The 19147-nt window shown below is 69.7% G+C and carries 10 protein-coding genes; all 10 read right to left on the bottom strand.

All coding sequences use genetic code 11. The features are described 5' to 3' along the window. Positions 1-37: 37 nt before the first annotated feature. From ACQP0N_RS21865 to ACQP0N_RS21820, 10 genes are read right to left on the bottom strand one after another with little or no spacing between them, the layout of a single operon-like run. Positions 38-2890 carry an AMP-binding protein gene (locus ACQP0N_RS21865; protein ID WP_433113698.1) on the bottom strand — a complete coding sequence of 951 codons (2853 nt, stop codon included), beginning with the start codon at positions 2888-2890 and terminating at the stop codon, positions 38-40. Beyond that, positions 2887-3711 (bottom strand): SDR family oxidoreductase, encoded by an 825-nt coding sequence (locus tag ACQP0N_RS21860; RefSeq protein ID WP_433113697.1) that lies wholly within the window; start codon positions 3709-3711, stop codon positions 2887-2889. The genes ACQP0N_RS21865 and ACQP0N_RS21860 overlap by 4 nt, the downstream gene beginning before the upstream one ends. Next, positions 3698-4642, bottom strand: coding sequence for a hypothetical protein (locus ACQP0N_RS21855; RefSeq protein WP_433113695.1), 945 nt, complete (start codon positions 4640-4642; stop codon positions 3698-3700). The genes ACQP0N_RS21860 and ACQP0N_RS21855 overlap by 14 nt, the downstream gene beginning before the upstream one ends. Next, complete coding sequence (locus ACQP0N_RS21850) at positions 4639-5871, bottom strand: MFS transporter (protein WP_433113693.1); 1233 nt, start codon at positions 5869-5871, stop codon at positions 4639-4641. The genes ACQP0N_RS21855 and ACQP0N_RS21850 overlap by 4 nt, the downstream gene beginning before the upstream one ends. Then, positions 5868-8843, bottom strand: coding sequence for a condensation domain-containing protein (locus ACQP0N_RS21845; protein ID WP_433113691.1), 2976 nt, complete (start codon positions 8841-8843; stop codon positions 5868-5870). The genes ACQP0N_RS21850 and ACQP0N_RS21845 overlap by 4 nt, the downstream gene beginning before the upstream one ends. Beyond that, a complete protein-coding gene (locus tag ACQP0N_RS21840; RefSeq protein ID WP_433113689.1) occupies positions 8840-9958 on the bottom strand; it encodes a MupA/Atu3671 family FMN-dependent luciferase-like monooxygenase in 1119 nt (372 codons plus the stop codon). Before ACQP0N_RS21840 ends, ACQP0N_RS21845 begins: the two co-directional genes overlap by 4 nt. Further along, complete coding sequence (locus ACQP0N_RS21835; protein ID WP_433113688.1) at positions 9955-12819, bottom strand: beta-ketoacyl synthase N-terminal-like domain-containing protein; 2865 nt, start codon at positions 12817-12819, stop codon at positions 9955-9957. The genes ACQP0N_RS21840 and ACQP0N_RS21835 overlap by 4 nt, the downstream gene beginning before the upstream one ends. Continuing rightward, entirely contained in the window at positions 12816-15848 is a 3033-nt protein-coding gene (locus ACQP0N_RS21830) for an amino acid adenylation domain-containing protein (RefSeq protein ID WP_433113686.1), read from the bottom strand. The genes ACQP0N_RS21835 and ACQP0N_RS21830 overlap by 4 nt, the downstream gene beginning before the upstream one ends. Next, the gene (locus ACQP0N_RS21825) at positions 15845-18856 is read right to left on the bottom strand and encodes a non-ribosomal peptide synthetase (RefSeq protein ID WP_433121738.1); all 3012 of its coding nucleotides are present in this window, start codon (positions 18854-18856) and stop codon (positions 15845-15847) included. Before ACQP0N_RS21825 ends, ACQP0N_RS21830 begins: the two co-directional genes overlap by 4 nt. Further along, positions 18856-19068, bottom strand: coding sequence for a phosphopantetheine-binding protein (locus tag ACQP0N_RS21820; protein WP_433113685.1), 213 nt, complete (start codon positions 19066-19068; stop codon positions 18856-18858). The genes ACQP0N_RS21825 and ACQP0N_RS21820 overlap by 1 nt, the downstream gene beginning before the upstream one ends. Positions 19069-19147: the final 79 nt, after the last annotated feature.

Raw genomic sequence — 19147 nt, 5'->3', positions numbered from 1 at the left:
GGGACACGCAGTGCGGCGAGCGCGTCCGGCCATCCAGTCATCGCGCACCTCCGGGTGAGAGGGTGGCCAGCTGCCGATGCAGCTCCTCGGCGATCTCGTCCAGGCGTGCGGCCCAGTGGCCGGTGCTGGGCGCTTGCAGGACGCCTTCGTGGCCGCCACTGTGCGGCCGCAGCTCGAGCAGGATCTCGGCTTGCGGGCCGAGGGGCGGCATGTGGTCGACATGGACCGTCACATCTCCCGCGTCGAACCCTGACCCGTCGTCGTCCTGTAGCAGGAACAGAGCCTGGAACAACGGCATGCGCCGGCTACGGCGATCCAGTACCGCGGAGACGATCTCGTCGAAGGGAAGGTCCGCGTGTCGCATGGCGTCGGTCAGGACCGAGTCGACCTCGGTGGGGGTCACTGACCGATGCAGTCGGAGCGGAAGGAGCGTGATGTGGCATCCGACCTCATCCTCGGTGCCGGCCGGACGAGCGGCGAGGGCGGTCCCGACGCAGAAGTCGTCCCCACCGGACGATGTGGCGAGCGTGCGGGCGAAGGCGGCCAGCACCACCGTGGAGGCGCGCCGCGGCAGGCGTGCGTCGGTGCGGAAGGTTCGGGTCACCACCGTGTCGCGCGCCAGCTCGAGGGGACCTTGCTCGGAGCCGGCCGGCAGGTCGCTGACCCCGCGCAGCGCGTGCTGCCAATGGGCGGTGAGCTGGGCACGACGGGCCGGCGACAGCCGCGGGGCGGGGCTGCGGCGCTGCACGGCGGTACGGCCGAAGCGGTAGGCCGCGGCGAGGTCACGGGCGAAGATACTCTGCGACCAGCCGTCGAAGGCGATGTGATGCACCAGCACCCACAGGTCCGCGCCGCTGGAGGACGGCACCAGCGCGGCGCTGAGCAGCTTGCCGCTGGCAAGGTCGAAACGTGTGGTGGTGAGCTCCCGCATCACTGACCGGTGGTCGGCGCCGGGAACCAGCACGCTGAACGGGGCGGGCGTCGGATGCTCGACCACATGGCGGACGACCGCGCTGCCCTGGGCGACGAACGCCGTCCGCAGTGCGGGATGGAGCTGCCGCACCTCCTCCAACGCAGCGCGCCATCGGGCAGGGTCGGTGTAACCGGTCAGTCGCAACCTCATCAGCGACAGGTTCGCGAGCTGGGCCGGCGCGATCCGTTCCGCGAACCAGAACCGGGCCTCGGCGGCGGAGGCCCGCTCGTCGAGCACCTCGGGGCTCGGCACTCGCGGGGCACGCTCGAGGTACTCGTGCAGGCTTCGTGCGTCCGCGCAGGTGAGAACGTCGCTGGTGGTGATGGCGGCACCGGTATGCAGGGTGAGGCGGTTGGCGATGCGGATGGCATCGAGACTGTTGAGTCCGAGGTCGGTGAACGGAAGCGTCGATGCGCCGCTGACGACCGCAGCGACGATTTCCTCGACTGTGGCTGCGTGGCGGCGCGGGGACATGGCGCGTAGCGCATGGGTGTCGGTCTTGCCGGTGGGGGTCAACGGCATCTCCGGCACGTGCTGCACCGAGTCGGGTCGCAGGTGTGCCGGTAGCTCACGTACGACGAGCGCGTCCATCTCGGCGGCGGGCTTCCCGGTGGTCGTGGCGTAGTACAGCACCGCCTCGACCACTGTCCCGTCGACCATGGTCGGCAGCAGGTGGGCCGAGGTCACTTCCGGAAGGCCCAGCGCAACCGCTTCGATCTCAGCCGGTTCGATGCGTACGCCACGACGCTTGAACTGACGATCGATACGCCCGTGATAACGCAGGAGGCCGTCCGCGCCCAGGCTCACCCGGTCGCCGGTGCGGTAGGCCCGCGTTCCGTCAGGCATCCTCGTGAACGCCGGGCTGGACGCGTGTTCGCCCAGGTATCCGGTGGCGAGGCCGGATCCGGTGAGCCACAGTTCGCCGGCCTCTTGAGCGCAGACCGGGCCGCCGTCGGCACCGACCAGGTGCAAGCCGGTGCCCGGCATGGCGCGCCCGAGCGGAATGCCGAGTGGATCAGTGACATCGTCGATGGTGATGTCGTGGGTGGTGGCGAAGACCATCGACTCGACCGGCCCGTACCCGTTGGTGAGACGGATGCCGGGATACGCCGTCAAGAGCGCCCGCACCTGGCGGACGGACAGCCGCTCACCACCGATGAGCAGTTGGCACAGTCCGGCGAAGCAGTCGAGGTCTTCATCCACGGCCATGTTGAACAGGGACGCCGTCAACCACATGGTGGTCACGCCTCTGTCGCGGACGAGCCGGCGGATTTCTGCCGGGCTGTTGGCGCCGGGCCGGTCCGGCAGCACCAGCACGCTCCCGGTGCACAATGCTCCGAAGATCTCCAACGCTCCGGCGTCCCAGTGCGGCGGAGCCAGATGGGGTATGGCTGTCCCCGGGCCCGCCATCAGGTAGTCCGGTTCGGCGAAGGTGCGAACGAAGGCAGCGTGCGGCACGGCTACCGCCTTGGGTGTGCCGGTGCTGCCCGAGGTGTGGAACACGGCGGACGTCTGGCTCATCTCGACAGGTGCCGGGTCCGCGGCGGGGTTGCTGTGCGGGTGACCGGGGATGAGGCCCAGTTCGGCCGCGAACGCCTTGTCACCGACGTGATGCGCGGCCAGGTAGCGGGCACCGCACGTGGCGACGACCCGGGCGATGGTGGCGTGCGGCCAGGCCGGGTCGACGACGGTGAAGGCGCCGCCGGCGAAACCGACGCCGATGACCGCGGCGATGAAGTCCGGGGTGGCCGCTTTGCTGATCACGACGATCTCGCCGGGTACCAGGTCGGGGAGGCCCGCGGCGACCCGGCGCGCCTGTTCGTCGAGCCACGCGTAGTCCCTGTCGACACCGTCGTGACGCAGTGCGGGCGCGTACGGCCGAGCCAGCGCCTGAGCATGGACGAGGGTGGAGCTCATCGGCTGCTGAATCCGGCGTCGACGGTCACGGTGGTGCCGGTGACCCGGCGTGTCTCGTCGGAGCCGAGCCAGACCGCCGTCGCGGCCACGTCCTGCGGTTCGACGAGGGCATTCATGGGCTGGTCGCGGAGGAACAGCGTTTCGTGTTCGTCGGCTGGCACACCCAGGCTGCGGGCCACCTCGGCGAGCATGCGGCCCTCCACGTCGGCGTCATCGCGGATGTTTCCCGGACAGATCGCGTTGACCCGTACGCCCATCGGCGCATAGTCCAGCGCTGCCGCCTTGGTGAGGCCGACGAGACCGTGCTTGGCCGCGACATATCCGGCGAAGTGCCGGTACCCGACCAGGCCCGCGGTGGACGCCACGTTGATGATGCTGCCGCTGCGCGCCTCCACCATCAGGGGCGCGAAGACCTTTGTCATGCGCCAGGCGCCGGTCAGGTCGACGTCGAGCATGACGTCCCATTCGTCCTCGGTGATCTGATGCACCGGGCGGCCTGACGGAGCGGCGAGACCAGCGTTGTTGATGACGACGTCCACGGCGCCGAACCGTTGCAGGGCGAGATCGCGGAGCCGTTCCAGCGACGCCGGGTCGCGTAGGTCCGCGGTGAGCTCTGCGACACCGACTCCGAAGGTGCGGCACGTGGCGGCGGTGTGAGCGAGTTGGCTCACCGTACCCAGCGGATACGGCACCTCGGCGATGCCCGCGCCGATGTCCATGAGCACGACATCAGCGCCTTCCTTCGCGTACGCCAGAGCGCACGCCCGGCCGACACCGCGAGCAGCTCCGGTGATGACGGCCACCTTGTCACGTAAGCGCATGAACGACTCCTCCCCGGATGTCGGGCTCGGTGGTCGCCTCTGCCTGGGCGAGTTGCTCCAGCACGTCGGCGAGATGGCCTGGTGCCCGGAGACCGGCTGTGTGCTCGGCGGCCAGACGGCCGTGCAGCAGCAGCGGTGGCAGGCGACGCCAGATCTCGGCGATGCCCGTCCAGCGCCCGCCCAGCATGCGGGCGGCGAGCTCACGTTGCCGCGACGCCTGCCAGAGGTCGTCGGCCTGCCGGTAGGCGGTCGCCTGTGCGCCGTGCTCGCGGAACATCCTGGCCAGCAGACGCAGTGCGGCGCCGGCGTCGCTGCCGGCGACGGGGGTTTGCGGCACCTCGGAGGTGCCGTCGGCGTCGTAGGTCAGCCATCGGTAGGCGCTGCCCAACCGGACGTCCGTCACGCCGAGCGCCGCCTGCTCACGGAGCTCGGCCACCGGGTTGCCCGCGGGCAACGCCCGGCAGATGCCAGCGAGGTCCCGTTCCTCGACCTCGACCAGCACCGGCTCCTGGCGTCCGCTGGTCGTCATCATCCGCAACGGGTCCTCCACGGTCCATCGGCCGCCAACGTCCGGGCGGAGGAGGAACCAGTGCGGCGCGTGAGCGGTGCCATATGTGCGCTGCCAGGGCAGACGGAACGTGTCACCGGCCACGATGACCGCACGTTGCCGCGACGCCTCGTCGGCGATCAGGTGCCGTGCCGTGTTCCAGTCGGCGGCTGTGCGCAACCGGAGACCGAGCGTGGGCGCGGGGGGTCGGGTGTGGTGGTCGAAGCGGAGCAGATCACCGGGCACCGGAGTTACCCGAAGGACGGGGCCGCCGGCCAGCAACGGCCGCCACCAGTCGGGGCGACGGATCGCGAGCCAGCTGCCCAGCGCCGCGGTGTAGCAGGACAGTTGATCGGCCCACGGGGCCAATGGAGGCGCTGTCATGCGTGGTCACGCACCGTTCGCAGGGTGGCGCTACGCAGCGCGGCCACGATCAGCGCGACATAGGCGACAGCGAAGACGATGAGAACCCATCGGATCCCGGCGAGTTCGGCCAGCCATCCCGCGAAGAGGATCCCGACCGGTGCGGCGACGAAGGCGAGCGCCATGACCGCCCCGAACACCCGCCCCAGCACCTGTTCCGGCGTCCGCTCCTGGATCACGGTCGTGATCAGCGGATTGAGCGGCCCGCTCGCGAGACCCACAACGAACATCAGCACGATCATGATCCACAGGTTGGGCAGGAAGGTCATGGCGATACGCGCGGCGGCCACCACGGCGAAGCAGCCCACGAAGGTGACGTACCGGTCCTTGAGCAAGGTGCGGCTGGCCGGCGCGTAGAGGAAGGTGCCCAGCACCGCGCCGACACCGGTTGCCGCGATCAGCCAGCCGAGCAACTGCGGATCGCCCAGGACGCGCTCGGCGTACAGGGGCAGCAGCACAGGGGTGAACGCATCGTCGATAAAGTTCGTGATCACCACTACACCCAGGATGGCCAGCAGGAGAGGATGGCTGGTCAGGAAGGTCCACCCCTCCACGAAGTCAGCGCGGAACCGGGTCGCCGGCCGAGCTGATCCCTGCGGCTCCGGACGCGTCACCAGTGCTGCCACGAGCGCCGCCGAGAGCAGGAACGTGGCCGTGTTGACGTACAGGGCGGCGGTGCCACCGAGGCGTTCGACGAGGAGGGCACCCAGCGGCGGCCCGATGATGAGGGCGAGCCGGGGACCGGACTGGAACCAGCTGTTGGCGGCCTCCGGCCGGGTACGCGCAGCGGCGATCGCGGCCGGCAGCAGCGCCTGGCGTGCCGCCGAGCCCGGAGTGTCGACGAGAGTGCGCACCAGGAGCAGTGCCATCAGTACGGGCAGGGGCAGTGCCCCCGCGGCGTCCAGCAGAGGTACGCCCAACAGCACCAATCCGGCGAGCGCGTCCGCGGCAATGCTGATGCGACGGGCACCGAAACGGTCCACGAAGACGCCGCCGACCAGCCCCGCGACCGCCATCGGCAGTGCGTTGGCGAAGCCGGCCAGGCCCGTCCACAACGGGCTGCCGGTACGTTCCAGCACGTACAGCGGTACGGCGACCAGGGTGATCGCGTTGCCGAACCAGGCCACGTAGTTGGACATGACCAGGGCGGCCAGGGGGGCGCGTCGCGCCGGCGTCTGCACGGTGGTCATCGCATGCTCCGGCGGTTCTGGCTCAGTTCGGCGAACATGTCGTCGATGGCTGCGCGGGTGATACCGGTGCGGCCCGGGACGGTCGCGTCGGCAGTGGGCTCGACGAGGTCGGTGAACACCTCAGCGGCTCGTGCCGCGAAGCGTTCGATCGTGTCGCGCCGTACGCCCTGACCGTGCCGCCATCGGAACACCGCCTCCGATCCGGTGATCTCGACAATGACGTCCACGAGGTGGTGGCGGGGGGTGGCGGGGTCGACCTGGATGCTCACCTGCGTGCACCCGTTGAACAAAGAGCCGGCGACCGCCTGCGGTTCGCCGATCTCGCCCTGGTAGTTGAAGCTCACCGCGGGTGTCGGCAACGCCTCGAGCTGCCGCCGCGTCCGGGGATCAGGTGACCAGCGCAGCGCTGCATACCCCACCCCACCATGCGGTACGGCAAGAAGGCGGGAAGCCACCTGTCGCGCGTACCCAGGAAGATCCTTCGCGGTGGGAAGCGCGATCGGATAGGCGGTGGCGTAGTAGCCGACCGCCCGCAGTTCGTCCCATGCGGCCGGTTGTCCGACCGGTTCCCGGCCCAGGCCCACGATGTCGACCGCGGCGAGCTCGGGTATGGCCCGACCGAGTGCTGCCAGCGCGACGGCCTGGCTCGGTCGGGCGTCGGGCGGCAGTGGAACCGTGACCACGTGTTCGGTCTCGTCCCCGATGACGTCCGGCACGCCGGTGCTGTCCGGCAGGCCAGTGCTGGTCAGTTGGTCACGCCAGAAGCTCACCTCGTCCCGGAAGTCGACGGCGCGCAGCGCTGCCGCGTAGGCGTGCTGAGGAACCGTTTCGGCAGCCACGTCGGCGCCGGCATACGCGGCGGCCAGGTCGGCGATCAGGACCTGCCAGGAGAAACCGTCCACGACGAGGTGGTTCGCGCTGATCGCCAGCCGACGGGACGTCAGCGCGGCCGCGAAGAGTGGCCCGTGTTCCAGGTCGAACGCGGCGCGCTGACGCATCGCGACCACGGCGGCGTCCGGTTCGTCGGGTGCGTGGTCCCAGAGCCACTCGCCGCCCACCGCAACGGTGCCGTCGGGGGCGAAGACCGAGGTCAGGGTGGGATGGGCACGCACCACGCGGTCCAGTGCCTCGCGCATGCGGCCGGCATCGACCGGTTCACCGAGGTCGAGCACCAGAGTGTGCGACCACCCCCGTGCGGTCTGTCGGCCGAGCGACAGGAGGTCCTCCTGCGTGGGTGCGAGCGCGGCGGAGTTCTCCACGTTTTCGGGCGCGGCCGTAGCCCCGACTGTCGCTACCAGAGCAGCGAACGTGGGCGCCGTGAAGATGTCTCGCACCGAGGCGGTGAGCCCGAGTTCACGAAGCCGGCGGGAGAGCTTGACCGCGAGTAGTGACGTGCCGCCGGAGGTGAAGAACTGGTCGGTGTCGCCGACCTCGGACACGCCGAGCACCTGGCACCAGGCATGGGAGACCTCGGCCCGCGTGGACCCGACCTCGGGAGTACGCGACCCGGCCGGGGCCGCCGCGACGGTGCGGGGGACTGCGGCGCTGACCGGTTCCGGCCGCAACGGCTCGTTGGGCGCGGCGACGAACACCTTGACCAGTTGCAGCAGGCGACTGGCAAGGCGGTCGATGCTTCCCCGGGTGAAGAGCGCCGTCCGGTACTCGAAGCGGCCGTAGAGCCGGTCGTCGGCTCGCCACCAGCCGAGGGTCAGATCCATCGGGGAGACGCCGTCCTCGACCTCGACGCCGTGGACGTCCGCGCCGGGCACCTCGAACACCGTCTCGTTGAAGTCCAGCACCAGATGCATAGTCTGGACCAGGGGCAGCCGGTTCGCCGAACGTTCGGGGGCGACGGCGTCGACGATCTCCCCGAAGGGCACCTCTCGTTGCTCCGCGACCGCCATGGCGGCCTTGGTCGTGGCGGCGAGGATGTCGTCCGGCGACGGGTGCTCGGGCAGTTGGACGCGGATGGGCACGCTTGTCAGCAGGAATCCGACCAGGTTGTGACTGGCCGGCTCCGCCCGCGTCACGCTCGGCAGCCCTACGACGATGTCGCGCTCACCGGTGTGTGCGAACAACAGGCCGACGTAGACGGCCAGCAGGGCGGTGGCCAGGGTGGCACGACGGCCGCGGCTGTGCTCGATGAAAGCGGCTGCCACTTCGTCGTCGAGCCGGAAGTACAAGTGGGCTCCTTCGTGGTCGGTGGTGTCGGGTGAGGCGTCGTAGGGCAGCGCCAACCGGTCGGGCGCACCCGCGAGATTCTTGCGCCAGAACGCGCGGTGCCGCTCGCGCCGCTCACCGGAGAAGTAGCCGCGTTGCCACGCCGCAAAGTCGCCGAACTGCACGGGCAGGGGTGGCAGCACCGGGCTCCGGCCTTCCAGCTCCGCGCGGTAGCGCTCCAGGATTTCCCGATTGAGCCGGATGTAGGACCATTGGTCGGTCGCGGAGTGGTGCATCGTCTCGATGACCTGGTGGACCTCGTCGCTCAGGCGCACGACGAGGATGCGGAGTACCGGCCCGGTCGTGAGGTCGAAAGGCTCGCGGACGTGCCGGCGGATCTCCTCGGCCGCCCGGCGTGCCCGCAACTCGGCAGGCAACTGGCGAAGGTCGGCAACGGTGACCGGAATGCCCGCCTCGGTGTGCACACGCTGCATCGGCTGCTCTTCGATGATCGTTACGGTGCTGCGCAGCGACTCGTGCCGGGCGGCGGTGTCGTGCACCGCACGGCGCAGGACGCCGACGTCGAGCCGGCCGTTGAACTGCAGGCCGAAGCTGATGTTGTAGGTGTTGGACCGCGGATTGAGCTGGTCGAGCACCCAGAGCCGTTCCTGATCCATGCCGAGTGGGAACAGGTCGCGCGGGCCGGGTCGAGGGGCCAGTGCCGGAGCCGGTGGCGTCAAGCGTTGCAGCAGGCGAGCCCGCTGTTCCGGGGTCAGGCGGGCCAGCTTGGCGGTCATGGCATCGCTGCTCATGCCGAAACCTCGACCCGCTCGATAAGCGCGGCCAGCGCCGACAGGCCGTCCAGGACGGTGTCGGCCGGCAGACCGAAGTCGACGAGGCAGCCCACCTCGTCAGCGCCGGCGTCGCTCAGTTCGGCGAGCGCCCGGCGGGCCTTCGCCGGCGTGCCGAGCAGCGACGTGCCATGCAGGTAGCTCTGGTAGGCCTGCTCCAGCAGGGTCTGACGGTCCGCGCCGCCGGTCTCGGCGGTCTGCGCCAGGAAACCTTCCAGGTAGTCGTGCATGGCCGGACGCAGCACCGCCTCCAGGTCGGGCCGGTCACTCACGTACGCGTGCGTCATGACGACCACGTCTCCGCTACCCGGATGGCCCGCGGCACGCCATGCCGCGCGGTAGCGCTCCACGTTCTCGCGGAGCTGTCCGAGGGTCTGCCCGAGCAACGCGGTCATCACCCCGCAGCCGGCGGAGCCGGCGGCGACGAACGTGTCAGGGCTCCCGGCAGCGGTCAACCACACCGGTAGCCGCTGCTGGATCGGGCGCGGGCGGATGCGTACCGCCCGCTCGCCGCCGGCGGTCGACGGGTACGACTCGGCGGCGCCGGACCACAGGGACCGGACCTGCGTGATCGCGGCGAGCGTGTCGTCGCGGCGGGTGGCGTGGTCGGTCCGGGCAAGGACGAAGTCGTCCGGATGCCAGCCGCTGGCGAACGACACCCCAACGCGGCCCCGCGACAGGTTGTCCACCACAGACCATTCCTCGGCGATGCGTACGGGGTGGTGCAGCGGTGCCGCCACGCTACCGGCGCGGATGCCGATGCGGTCGGTCCGGGCGGCGACGGCGGCGGCCAGCACGGCCGGGTTGGGCGAGAAGCCGCCGAATCGTACGAAATGGCGTTCGGGCAGCCAGACTGCGGCGAAGCCCGCTTCGTCGGCTCGCTCGGCCGCACGAAGGATCATGTCGTAGTAGTCGGCGGCGTTGTCCCCCGCGGCCGGGAAAAAATACAGGCTGAGACGGTCGATGGTCGAGACGGGCGACTCCGGCGGGGCCTGGTTGTTCCTCAGCCGCTTGCGCAGGGCGGCGCGCTGCTCGGGAGTCAGGCGGCCGAGCTGTTCGGCGATCTCCGGGGTCATGCCACGTCTCCGTCCAGATCCAGTTCCGCGAGCAGAGCGGCGAGCTCGGCCTCGCGGGCGGTGAACAACTCTCGGGCGTGCTCGGTGAAATCGTGGAGGGTGGATCGCTCGTAGAGGTCGTGGAGTCGCGCCTCGATCATGAAGCGGTCGTTGACCACAGCGATCAACTGTGCTGCTTGCAGGGAGGTGCCACCGAGCTCGAAGAAGTTGTCGTCGGGTGTGACCGCCGGCCCGCCGAACGACTCCTGCCAGATCGCGACCATGGCCGTGTCGAAGTCGTCGCCGTGCGGCTCGGCGTTCATCGCAGGCGCCGGCGGGGCCGCGTCAGTGGCCGGCGTCGGCGCCTCCACCCAGTGCCGCACCCCAGCGAACGGGTATGCCGGCAGGGCGACGCGGCGCTCGGTTGCCGCGAGCGGTACATCGACGGGGCAGCCGACCGCCCAGGCGACCCCGAGCGCGGTCAGGTACGACGCCCCGGCCGCCGTCGCCGCGCATGACCGTCCCGCGCGGCGGGCGGCACGGCGGGCCATCGCGGTCAGAGCCGAGCCGGGACCGGCCTCGATCATCAGGTCCGGTGCGCCGGCCACCACGGTGTCGAGTGCCGCACCGAACCGGACAGTGCTGCGCAGGTGCCGAGCCCAGTACCGGGGGTCGGTGGCACGAGCCGCGTCCAGGAGCTGACCGTCGACGTTCGAGACCACATCGGACTCGGGAGCACGCAGGTCCAGCGTGGCCACGACGGCCGCGAACTGCTCGGCCGCGTCCGCCATGGCGGAGGTGTGGAAGGCGTGTCCGGTGCGAAGCAGGACGGAGTTGACCCCGTGGGCAGAGCACCGCTGCTGTAGCTGGGCGACACTGTCGGCAGAGCCGCCCAGGACGAGGTCCTGCGGTCCGTTGACCGCGCTGACCTCGACCGGTAGGTCGCCCACCAGCTCGAGAGCCTGCTCAGGGGTGGCCCGGACCGCGAGCATCGCCCCGGGTGCCGATGCCGCCATCAGGCGGCCGCGGTGTACCACCGCCGTCGCGGCGTCCTCGACCGGGAACACGCCGGCCGCCGTGGCCGCGACCAGCTCGCCGATGCTGTGACCCAGGTAGGCGGCCGGCCGGATGCCGCGGTCGTGAAGGGTTTGTACCAGCGCCAGGTCATTGACGAACAACAAAGGTTGCACGACCGACGTGTCGCGAAGGCGTGGTTCGTCGGCGGGCCATTCCTCGGCGCCGGAGAGTTCCGGCCCGCCGGCGGCTCGGACAGCATCGATGAGACACTCGCGGTGCTTGGCGAAGAGGGGGTCGATGTGACCCGGTACGGTCGCTGCGCCACCCTGCCCCGGCAGAAGCAACACCACCCTTGGATCTGGCGTGGCGCGCTGTCCCGCGCTGACCTTGCGCAGCGCTCTCACGATGGCACCGGTTGCCTCCGCCGCCGTGGGGGCGGTAATGCCCTGTGCCCAGCGGTGCCGCAACGCGCGACGCCCATGCCACAGCACCGCGGCGAGATGTTCCGAGACAGGTACGACACCGGCCTCGACGGCATCGGCCAGCTCGTGAGCGCGGCGTGCCAGGGCCGCGTCACTGGCCGCCGACAGGGCGAACAGAGCCTGCCCGGGCCAATGCGGCGGTGCTGCCGGCTCGGAGTCGGCAGCCGCGACGATGACGTGCGCGTTGGTTCCGCCAAGGCCGAAGGAACTCACGGCCGCGTGCCTCGGCTGCTCGAACGGCTGCGCCTGGCGCGCGATGTGGAAGCGCGGCGACCCGAGGTCGACGTCCTCGCCGTCGCCGGGTTGGGCGGGAGTCGGCGGGATGACACCATGTTGCACCGCGAGCACTGTCTTGACCAGCCCGACCACTCCGGCGGCGGTGTCGGTGTGCCCGATGTTGGCCTTGACGGCGCCGAGGGCACAGGCACCGCCGCCCGCCTTGCCGTACGTGGCGTTGAGCCCGGTGAGCTCCACCTGGTCGCCGAGCGCTGTCGCGGTCCCGTGCGTCTCCACGTAGCCGACGTCGGCGGGAGCGAGCCCGGCCACCTCCAGGGCCTCTCGGATCACCTCGATCTGCCCCGCCGGGCTCGGCGCCACCAGGCTCATGCGGTCGGCGCCGTCGTTGTTGACCGCAGTGCCCAGGATGATCGCCCGTGCGCCGCGGGTGTCCGCACTGCGGCGCAGCACCACAACGCCGGCGCCGCTGGCCGGCACGGTGCCGCCGGCACCGGTGGTGAAGGGCCGGCACCGGCCGTCGGGCGACACGATGTCGCCGTCGGAGTACTCGTAGCTGCCGTCTTCGGGCAGTTGGATCGTGACACCCCCGGCGATGGCGACGTCACATTCGTACGTGAGCAGACTCCGTGCCGCCAGGTGTACCGCTACCAGAGAGGTAGAGCACGCCGTACGTACCGTGATACTCGGACCGGTCAGGCCCAGCCGGTAGGAGAGGGCGGTGGTGAGAAAGTCCGGGTCGTTGCCGACCGCGATCTGCTGGCGTCCCACCGCCCGCACCACCGCGGGGTTGGGCAGCACCTGGAGGTGCCGGTAGTCATCGGCGCCGCATCCCGCGTAGACGCCGATGCGGCCGTCGAAGCGTGCGGGGTCGATCTGCGCGTCTTCCAATGCCTCCCAGGCCAGCTCCGCGAAGATCCGATGCTGCGGGTCGGTGATCGCCGCGACCGCATCGGTCATCCCGAACAGCTCCGCATCGAATTCGGCGTACCGGCTGATCTGGCGGATCCGAGGCTTTCCGTCGCCGTCGGTTCGAGGCATCTCGACAGTGCCGTTCAGCAGGTTGCGCCAGAACGTCGTGGGGTCATTGGCCCCGGGCACCCGAATGGCTACGCCGGTGACCGCGATGGTAGGGGTCGAATTGCTCACTGCGTTTCCTCACGCATGCGTCGGGGGCGCTGCCAGCCGGCCAGTGTTCGCGCCCGGTGAGTTCCGCGGGCATCGGCGCGGTCCGGTGTCGCAACCGGTCGGTCAAGAAAGGCGGCCAAGGCGCGGACGGTGGTGTGTCGGAACAGATCGCCTGCGGTGAGCTGCGGGAATCTCTCACGCAGCACGACGAGTACGCGGAGCACTCCGCTGGAGGTGCCGCCGAGCTCGAAGAAGGTCTGGTCGGGGGAGGCCGGAGCGACGCCGAGCACGTCGGCCCATACCTGATGGATCAGGCTGGCCATACCGTCAGCAACGGTCAACGTCGCCGCCGGCCGCACCGGGGCAGCGCAGGACCGTCCCCAGTCGACGATGCGTGCCCGATCGAGCTTGCCGTTGGGCAGTTGTGGCAGGGCCGCGACGGCGAACCACACGGTCGGCACCATGGTGGCCGTCAACTGTGTGGCCGCGTGATCGTGCAGATGACGGGCGAGCGTCGTCTCCAGCGGCGTCGGCTGCGGATCGGCGGCGGCCGCTGGGACCACGAAGGCGACGAGGCTGGTGCGGTCCGCACCGGGCGTCACCGCGACCTGAGCGACTCGGCCGTCGGTGCGGATCACCGCTTCGATCTCGCCGAGTTCGATCCGCTGTCCCAGGATCTTGACCTGGGCGTCGGCGCGGCCCTCGAAGCGCAGTCCCTCCTCGGTCCGCACCACGATGTCACCGGTGTCGTAGACCAGGCTCTCGCCGGCGGCGTGCAGCGGCCGGAACCGTTGTGCGGTGAGGTCGTCGCGGCGCCAGTAGCCGGCGCCCACGCCGTGGCCAGCGATCATCAGCCGGCCCGGGCTCCCAGTGGGCACCAGCTGGTCGGAGGCGTTGACGACCCAGCAGCGCTCACCGGGGAACGGCGTGCCGATCGAGACGCTCTGCCCCGGCGTGACCCGCCACCACGTGGACCAGATCGTGGTCTCGGTCGGGCCGTAGCAGTTGTAGACCTGCCCGCCGGTGAGCTCGACGAGTTCCGCGGCGAGATCGGCCGGCAGCGGCTCCCCGCCGACGAGCAGAGTGCCCACCCGCTTGAGCAGCGCCTGGCCGTCCGGTGACGAGGCCAGCAACCTCGCCACCGTGGGCGTGCACTGGAACAGTGCACCCGGGGGCACCTGCGCGGACGACACGGTGCGGTGACTGGTCAGATGAACGGTGCTGCCGCGGCTCAGGGGCCAGAACAGTTCCAGAACGCTGATGTCGAAGGACAGGCTCGTACCGGACACCACCGCTGCCGGCAACGGCCCGAAGACCTGATCGCAGGCGGCGAAGAACTCGACGAGGTTGCGGTGACGGATGACGACGCCCTTGGGACGGCCGGTCGACCCAGAGGTGTGGATGATGTAGGCGACGTCCTCCGGCGTACCCACCGGCTCGGCCTCGGGAGCGACCGCCGGGGGCAGATCGTCCACCCCGATGACCAGGGAGAGTTCGGCGTCCTCGACGATCATGGCGAGTCGGGCGGCCGGATAGTCCGGATCCAACGGGACGTAGCCGGCGCCCACCCGCCAGATACCGAGAAGGGCCGGCAGCAGGCTGAGGTCGCGCGACAACTGCACACCCACCCGGTCACCCGGGCCAACCCCGGCCTGCCGCAACGACGCGGCGATCACACCGGAGGCATGGTCCAGCGCACCGTAGGTCATCGAACCCTCGTGGCTGACGACGGCAACCGCGTCCGGATCACGTCGGCATCGGTCCAGGATCATGACGGCGACCGTGGCCGTTGCCGGCCGCACGTCGTCGACCGGCGAGCCGGCCGTCTCGTCGTCGTCAAGCAGACGAACCTGGTGACAATCGGCCGGGTCACCGGCGAGAGCGGCCAGCGCTCGTAGCAGGTGGTGGGCGAACCGCCGGGCCACGGCGTCGCCGAGAGCAGCGATCCGGTACTCCACCGCCAGGCGGAATCCGCCCGTCCCGTCGTGGCACAGCGTGACGCCGAGGTCGTACTCGACAGTGGTCGGCGTGATCTCGGCGAGCTGCCACTGCAGGCCCGCGGCGACAACCGGCGTGGACGGACGCGACTCGGTGCAGATGACGTCCGTCAGCGGTTTCCGGCCGGGCTCCCGGGCCACCGGCACGAGACTGATGATCTGCTCCACCGGCAGCGCCGCATGCTCCAGGGCGTCGTAGAGCGATTCGATGGCGTTGTCCAGCTGCGCGTCAGTGGTGGCGGCCGTGCGCACCCGAACTGGCACGGTGTTCTGGAGGCAGCCGATCGTGCGGTCCTCGCCCGAGCGGCGGCCACCGGCGACGACCGCGACCACCACGTCCGGGTCCGACCGGTACCACCCCAGCGTCAGGGTCAGCGCGGCAAGGGTCTGGGCGAACGGTGTGGCACCGGCCTGCGCCGCCCGACGCATCGCAACGGCGAGTTCTGCCGGGACGACGACCTCGTACTCGCCGCGCCGGCGATCACCTGGGTCCGCCGCCGAGATCTGCGGCAACCGGGTGGGCTCGCCGAACCCGGCGAAATAGCCACGCCAGAACTCGACGAGCTGGTTGTCCGCGACAGGCGCCGGCACGACCGCGCCGGTCAGTCCCGCGTCCGATGCGTAGGCCGCCGACAGTGCGTCGACAAGGATGGCCGAGGAGTCCTCATCGAAGACCGCATGATGCACGGCGAGCACGACGTCGGTCCGCCGGTCGCTCCGGTAGACCCACCATCGGGACAGCGGTCCGGCACCATGCTTGAACGACATCTCGGCCACCTGCCGGACACGGTCGGCGACCGGCACCGTGGCGTCCAATTCGATCGCCACGGCCTCCGGCGCGTCGATGCGCTGGGCCAGTCCTTCCGGTCCGAGGACGAGGCTGGTACGCAGCGCCGGCTGAGCGGCGAGCACGGAGCGAATCGCGCGGACCAGGCGATCCTGGTCCACAGTTCCGGTGATGGTCAGGTGTTTGACGAGTGTGCGGGCACTCCCGCCCTCCTGCTGGTCAAGCAGGTAGAAGCGGAGTTGGCCCGGCGTTGCCGGGGAGATCAAGGCTTCGTCGCTCCGATTAGCGTTGCCATGGCCGATACGGTCGAGTGTCGGAACACGTCGCGTAGTCGGATGGTGGAGTAACCGTTCTCGCGGAGGGCGGTGTTGAGCCGCACCGCCAACAACGAGTTGCCACCGAGGTGGAAGAAGTTGTCCGCGCGCCCCACCGGCACGCCGAGCACGCTCTGCCAGATCGCGGCGAGTCTGGTTTCCAGGTCGCTGTCCTCCGCCGCCGGCACAGCCTCGACCGGCGTCTGTTCGACCGGCGAGAGGGGAGCGGGCAGCAGATCGCGGTCGAGCTTGCCGTTCGTGGTCAGTGGCAGGCCCGACACCGGTGTGATCGTGGCCGGCACCATGTACTCCGGCAACCTGCCTTGCAGCCAGCTCCGCACCTGCGACAGGTCCAGATCGCCGTGCGGCACCACGTACGCATGCAGGCCCCAGGACGCCGGGTCCCCCTCGGCGCGACCGGTGGGCCCGCCGCACACCACAGTTGCGGCCTCGACCCGCGGGGCCGACAGGAGGGCGTGCACGATCTCACCCAATTCGATGCGATGCCCTCTGACCTTCACCTGGTCATCAAGGCGCCCGAGGTGTTCCAGCTGGCCGTCGAGCCGGTAGCGACCGCGATCGCCACTGCGGTACAGACGGCCCGGCACGTATGCGTTGTCGGCCGGGAACCGTTCGCGCGTCAACTCGTCACGACCCAGGTAGCCGGAACTCACTCCGGCGCCACCGACGTAGATCTCACCGGCGACGCCCGGTGCCACCGGCCGGCCCATCGGATCCAGCACGTAGAGCTGCCACCCCGGCAACGGGCGTCCCACCGACCGGCTGCCGGCCAGGGCGTCCGCCCGAGTCACGGTGTGCCACGTGCAATGCACCGTGGTCTCGGTGATGCCGTACATGTTCTCCACCCGGCACGCCGTCTCCGGGTACCGGTCGAACCACGGCAGCAGGACCCGGGGGTCCAGCTGTTCGCCGCCAAAGACGAGCAGCCGCACCTGCAGCCGGTCAGCCGCCGTGCGGTCCACCTGCACCAGATGTGTGAACGCCGAGGGTGTCTGGTTGAGGACCGTGACCTGCCGCTCGACCAGCAGCTGGTGAAAAGCACCGGGGTCCCGTGCGGTCCAGTACGGCACGACGACCAGCGTGCCCCCGGTGGTGAGGCATCCCCAGATCTCCCAGACCGAGAAGTCGAAGGCATACGAGTGGAAGAACGTCCAGACATCGTTCGGCCCGAGCCCGAAGCCTTCGCGAGTGGCGTCCAGGAGCGACACCACCTGCGCGTGGCACACCAGTACACCCTTGGGTGTTCCGGTCGAGCCGGAGGTGTAGATGACGTAGGCCCCGTCCGTCGCACGCACGGCCGGCAACTCGACCTCAGCGGCCGGTGGCTCCGCCTGCGGGCGCACCGTACGGACGATGTCGATGTCCTCATCGGTGACGACGACCTCGATGCCGGCGTCGGCGATGATCATGGCGCGGCGGGCGTTCGGGTAGTGCGGGTCCAACGGCACATACATGGCCCCGGATTTCAGCACCGCCAGCAGGGCGACCATGAGATCGACGGACCGCTGCAGCTGGACGCCGACGCGATTCCCGGGCCGCACGCCGGCCTCGACGAGGACCGCGGCGAGACGCCCCGACCGCCGCTCCAGCTCGGCGTAGGTGAGCTGTTCGTGGTCGTCAACCACGGCCACGTGCTCCGGCGTCGTCGCCGCTCGCATCGCGACTCTGGAGACGATGGTCGTGCCCGGATCAGCGGGAGGCAACTCCGGTCCGGCAGACCGCTGCAGAACATCGGCGAGATCCGCGGTGGCCAACGTCGGCACCGTGCTGAGCGACGCCTCCCCGCCGGCCGCGAACGCCCCCACCGCGATCCGCACCTGCGCGATGAATCGGGAGACAACCTCGAGCGCGAAATGTGCTTCCTGGAAGTCGACGAAACCATGAAGGCCGCCGCCCGGTGTCGCGTGCACGTACCACGTCATCGGGAACTGGGCCGTCCCGAGGTGGCGGTCTGGATACGGCTGAGCAGCGATGTCCCCTGAATAGGCTGGAAGATCGGCACACGGCACCACCATCACCGACGGAGCAGCGCCCGGCTCACCGCGACGGGCCTGCCCATAGGCGGCGAGACCGTTCTGCTGCGACCGGCGAAGGTAGTCAGAGATCGACATCGCCTCGTCGATGTCCAACCGGACCGGAGCCATGGCGTTGGAGTAGCCGACGGCGTTGGCCGCGCTCGCCGGGCGAAGCGAAACGGTCGTGCCTACGAGAACACTGTCCTGAGCGCTGTTGCGGCCGAAGGCGAGGCCAACCGCGGCCAGCACAGCGGTGTGCCGGGTCGCCCCCGCGGCGGCCGCGACGGCGGTCAGCGAACTCACCGTGTCGGCGGGAAAAGTGAAGTGCGCGCGCCCGCCCTGCGGTCCAATTACCCGCGAGTCACCACAGCCCCAGTCAACGGGGGAGACGGTGTGCCCGGCCACTGCCGGCGTCGTTGCCCCGGATATCCATCCGCCATCGCTTGCCACCGGCGCCCCGGTCGCGGCCCCGAACAACCAATCGGCGGTCACCCGGAGCGACCATTCGTCAATGACGAGATGGTGCGCCGCAATAATGAGGTCGGCCTGATCGAGGGACCAGCGCAACAAGTGGCCACGAATGAGCGGCCCCCGACCAAGGTCGAATGCCCGCCCGCATTCGCGCGCGACCCGTCGGCGGCTCGCTTCCCCGTCAGCGTCTATCCCGAATATTCGTTCCACCCAAAGATTCGGCTGATGGCGCGCGGGAGCGAAGACGACAGACGATTCGTCCTCGATCACACAAGAAGCCAGGAGGGGCACGGCCTCCAGCAGTTGCGACCAGCGGTCGAGCAGTGCGTTCTCGTTGATGTTCCCAGTCAGTCGCCACACGGCGGTCACATTGTAGGCGCCGGTCCTGCCGTGTTCGCTGAGCGCACGATCGGCTAGATAGAGGTCGCGTTCGTGATGCGTGAGCGGCCGCATCACGCCGTGACCCGCGTCCGCAAATCCTCTGCGCTCTGGGCCTGTAGAACGGTCAGATAGTCTACTTCGACCCTGGTCGCCTCAAGCAGTTTGATCGTTAACAGGACGGCCTTCAGCGAATCTCCGCCATTGGCGATAAAGCTCGAATTAAGATTGGCTTCAGAACCAAGAAATTCCCGCCATAGATCAACAATGGCGGCGTCGATAGACATTCAAAAACCTCCCCGTGTGAATGTCTGCGCTGCCCGTCGATGCTAGATGCAATAATTAATTCGGACAACACCTTATGAT

It is taken from the genome of Micromonospora sp. CA-246542, assembly GCF_050942905.1.
GTDB lineage: Bacteria > Actinomycetota > Actinomycetes > Mycobacteriales > Micromonosporaceae > Micromonospora.
The sequence above is the reverse complement of the archived record's forward strand: the minus strand, read 5'-3'. Positions and strand labels throughout refer to the sequence as shown.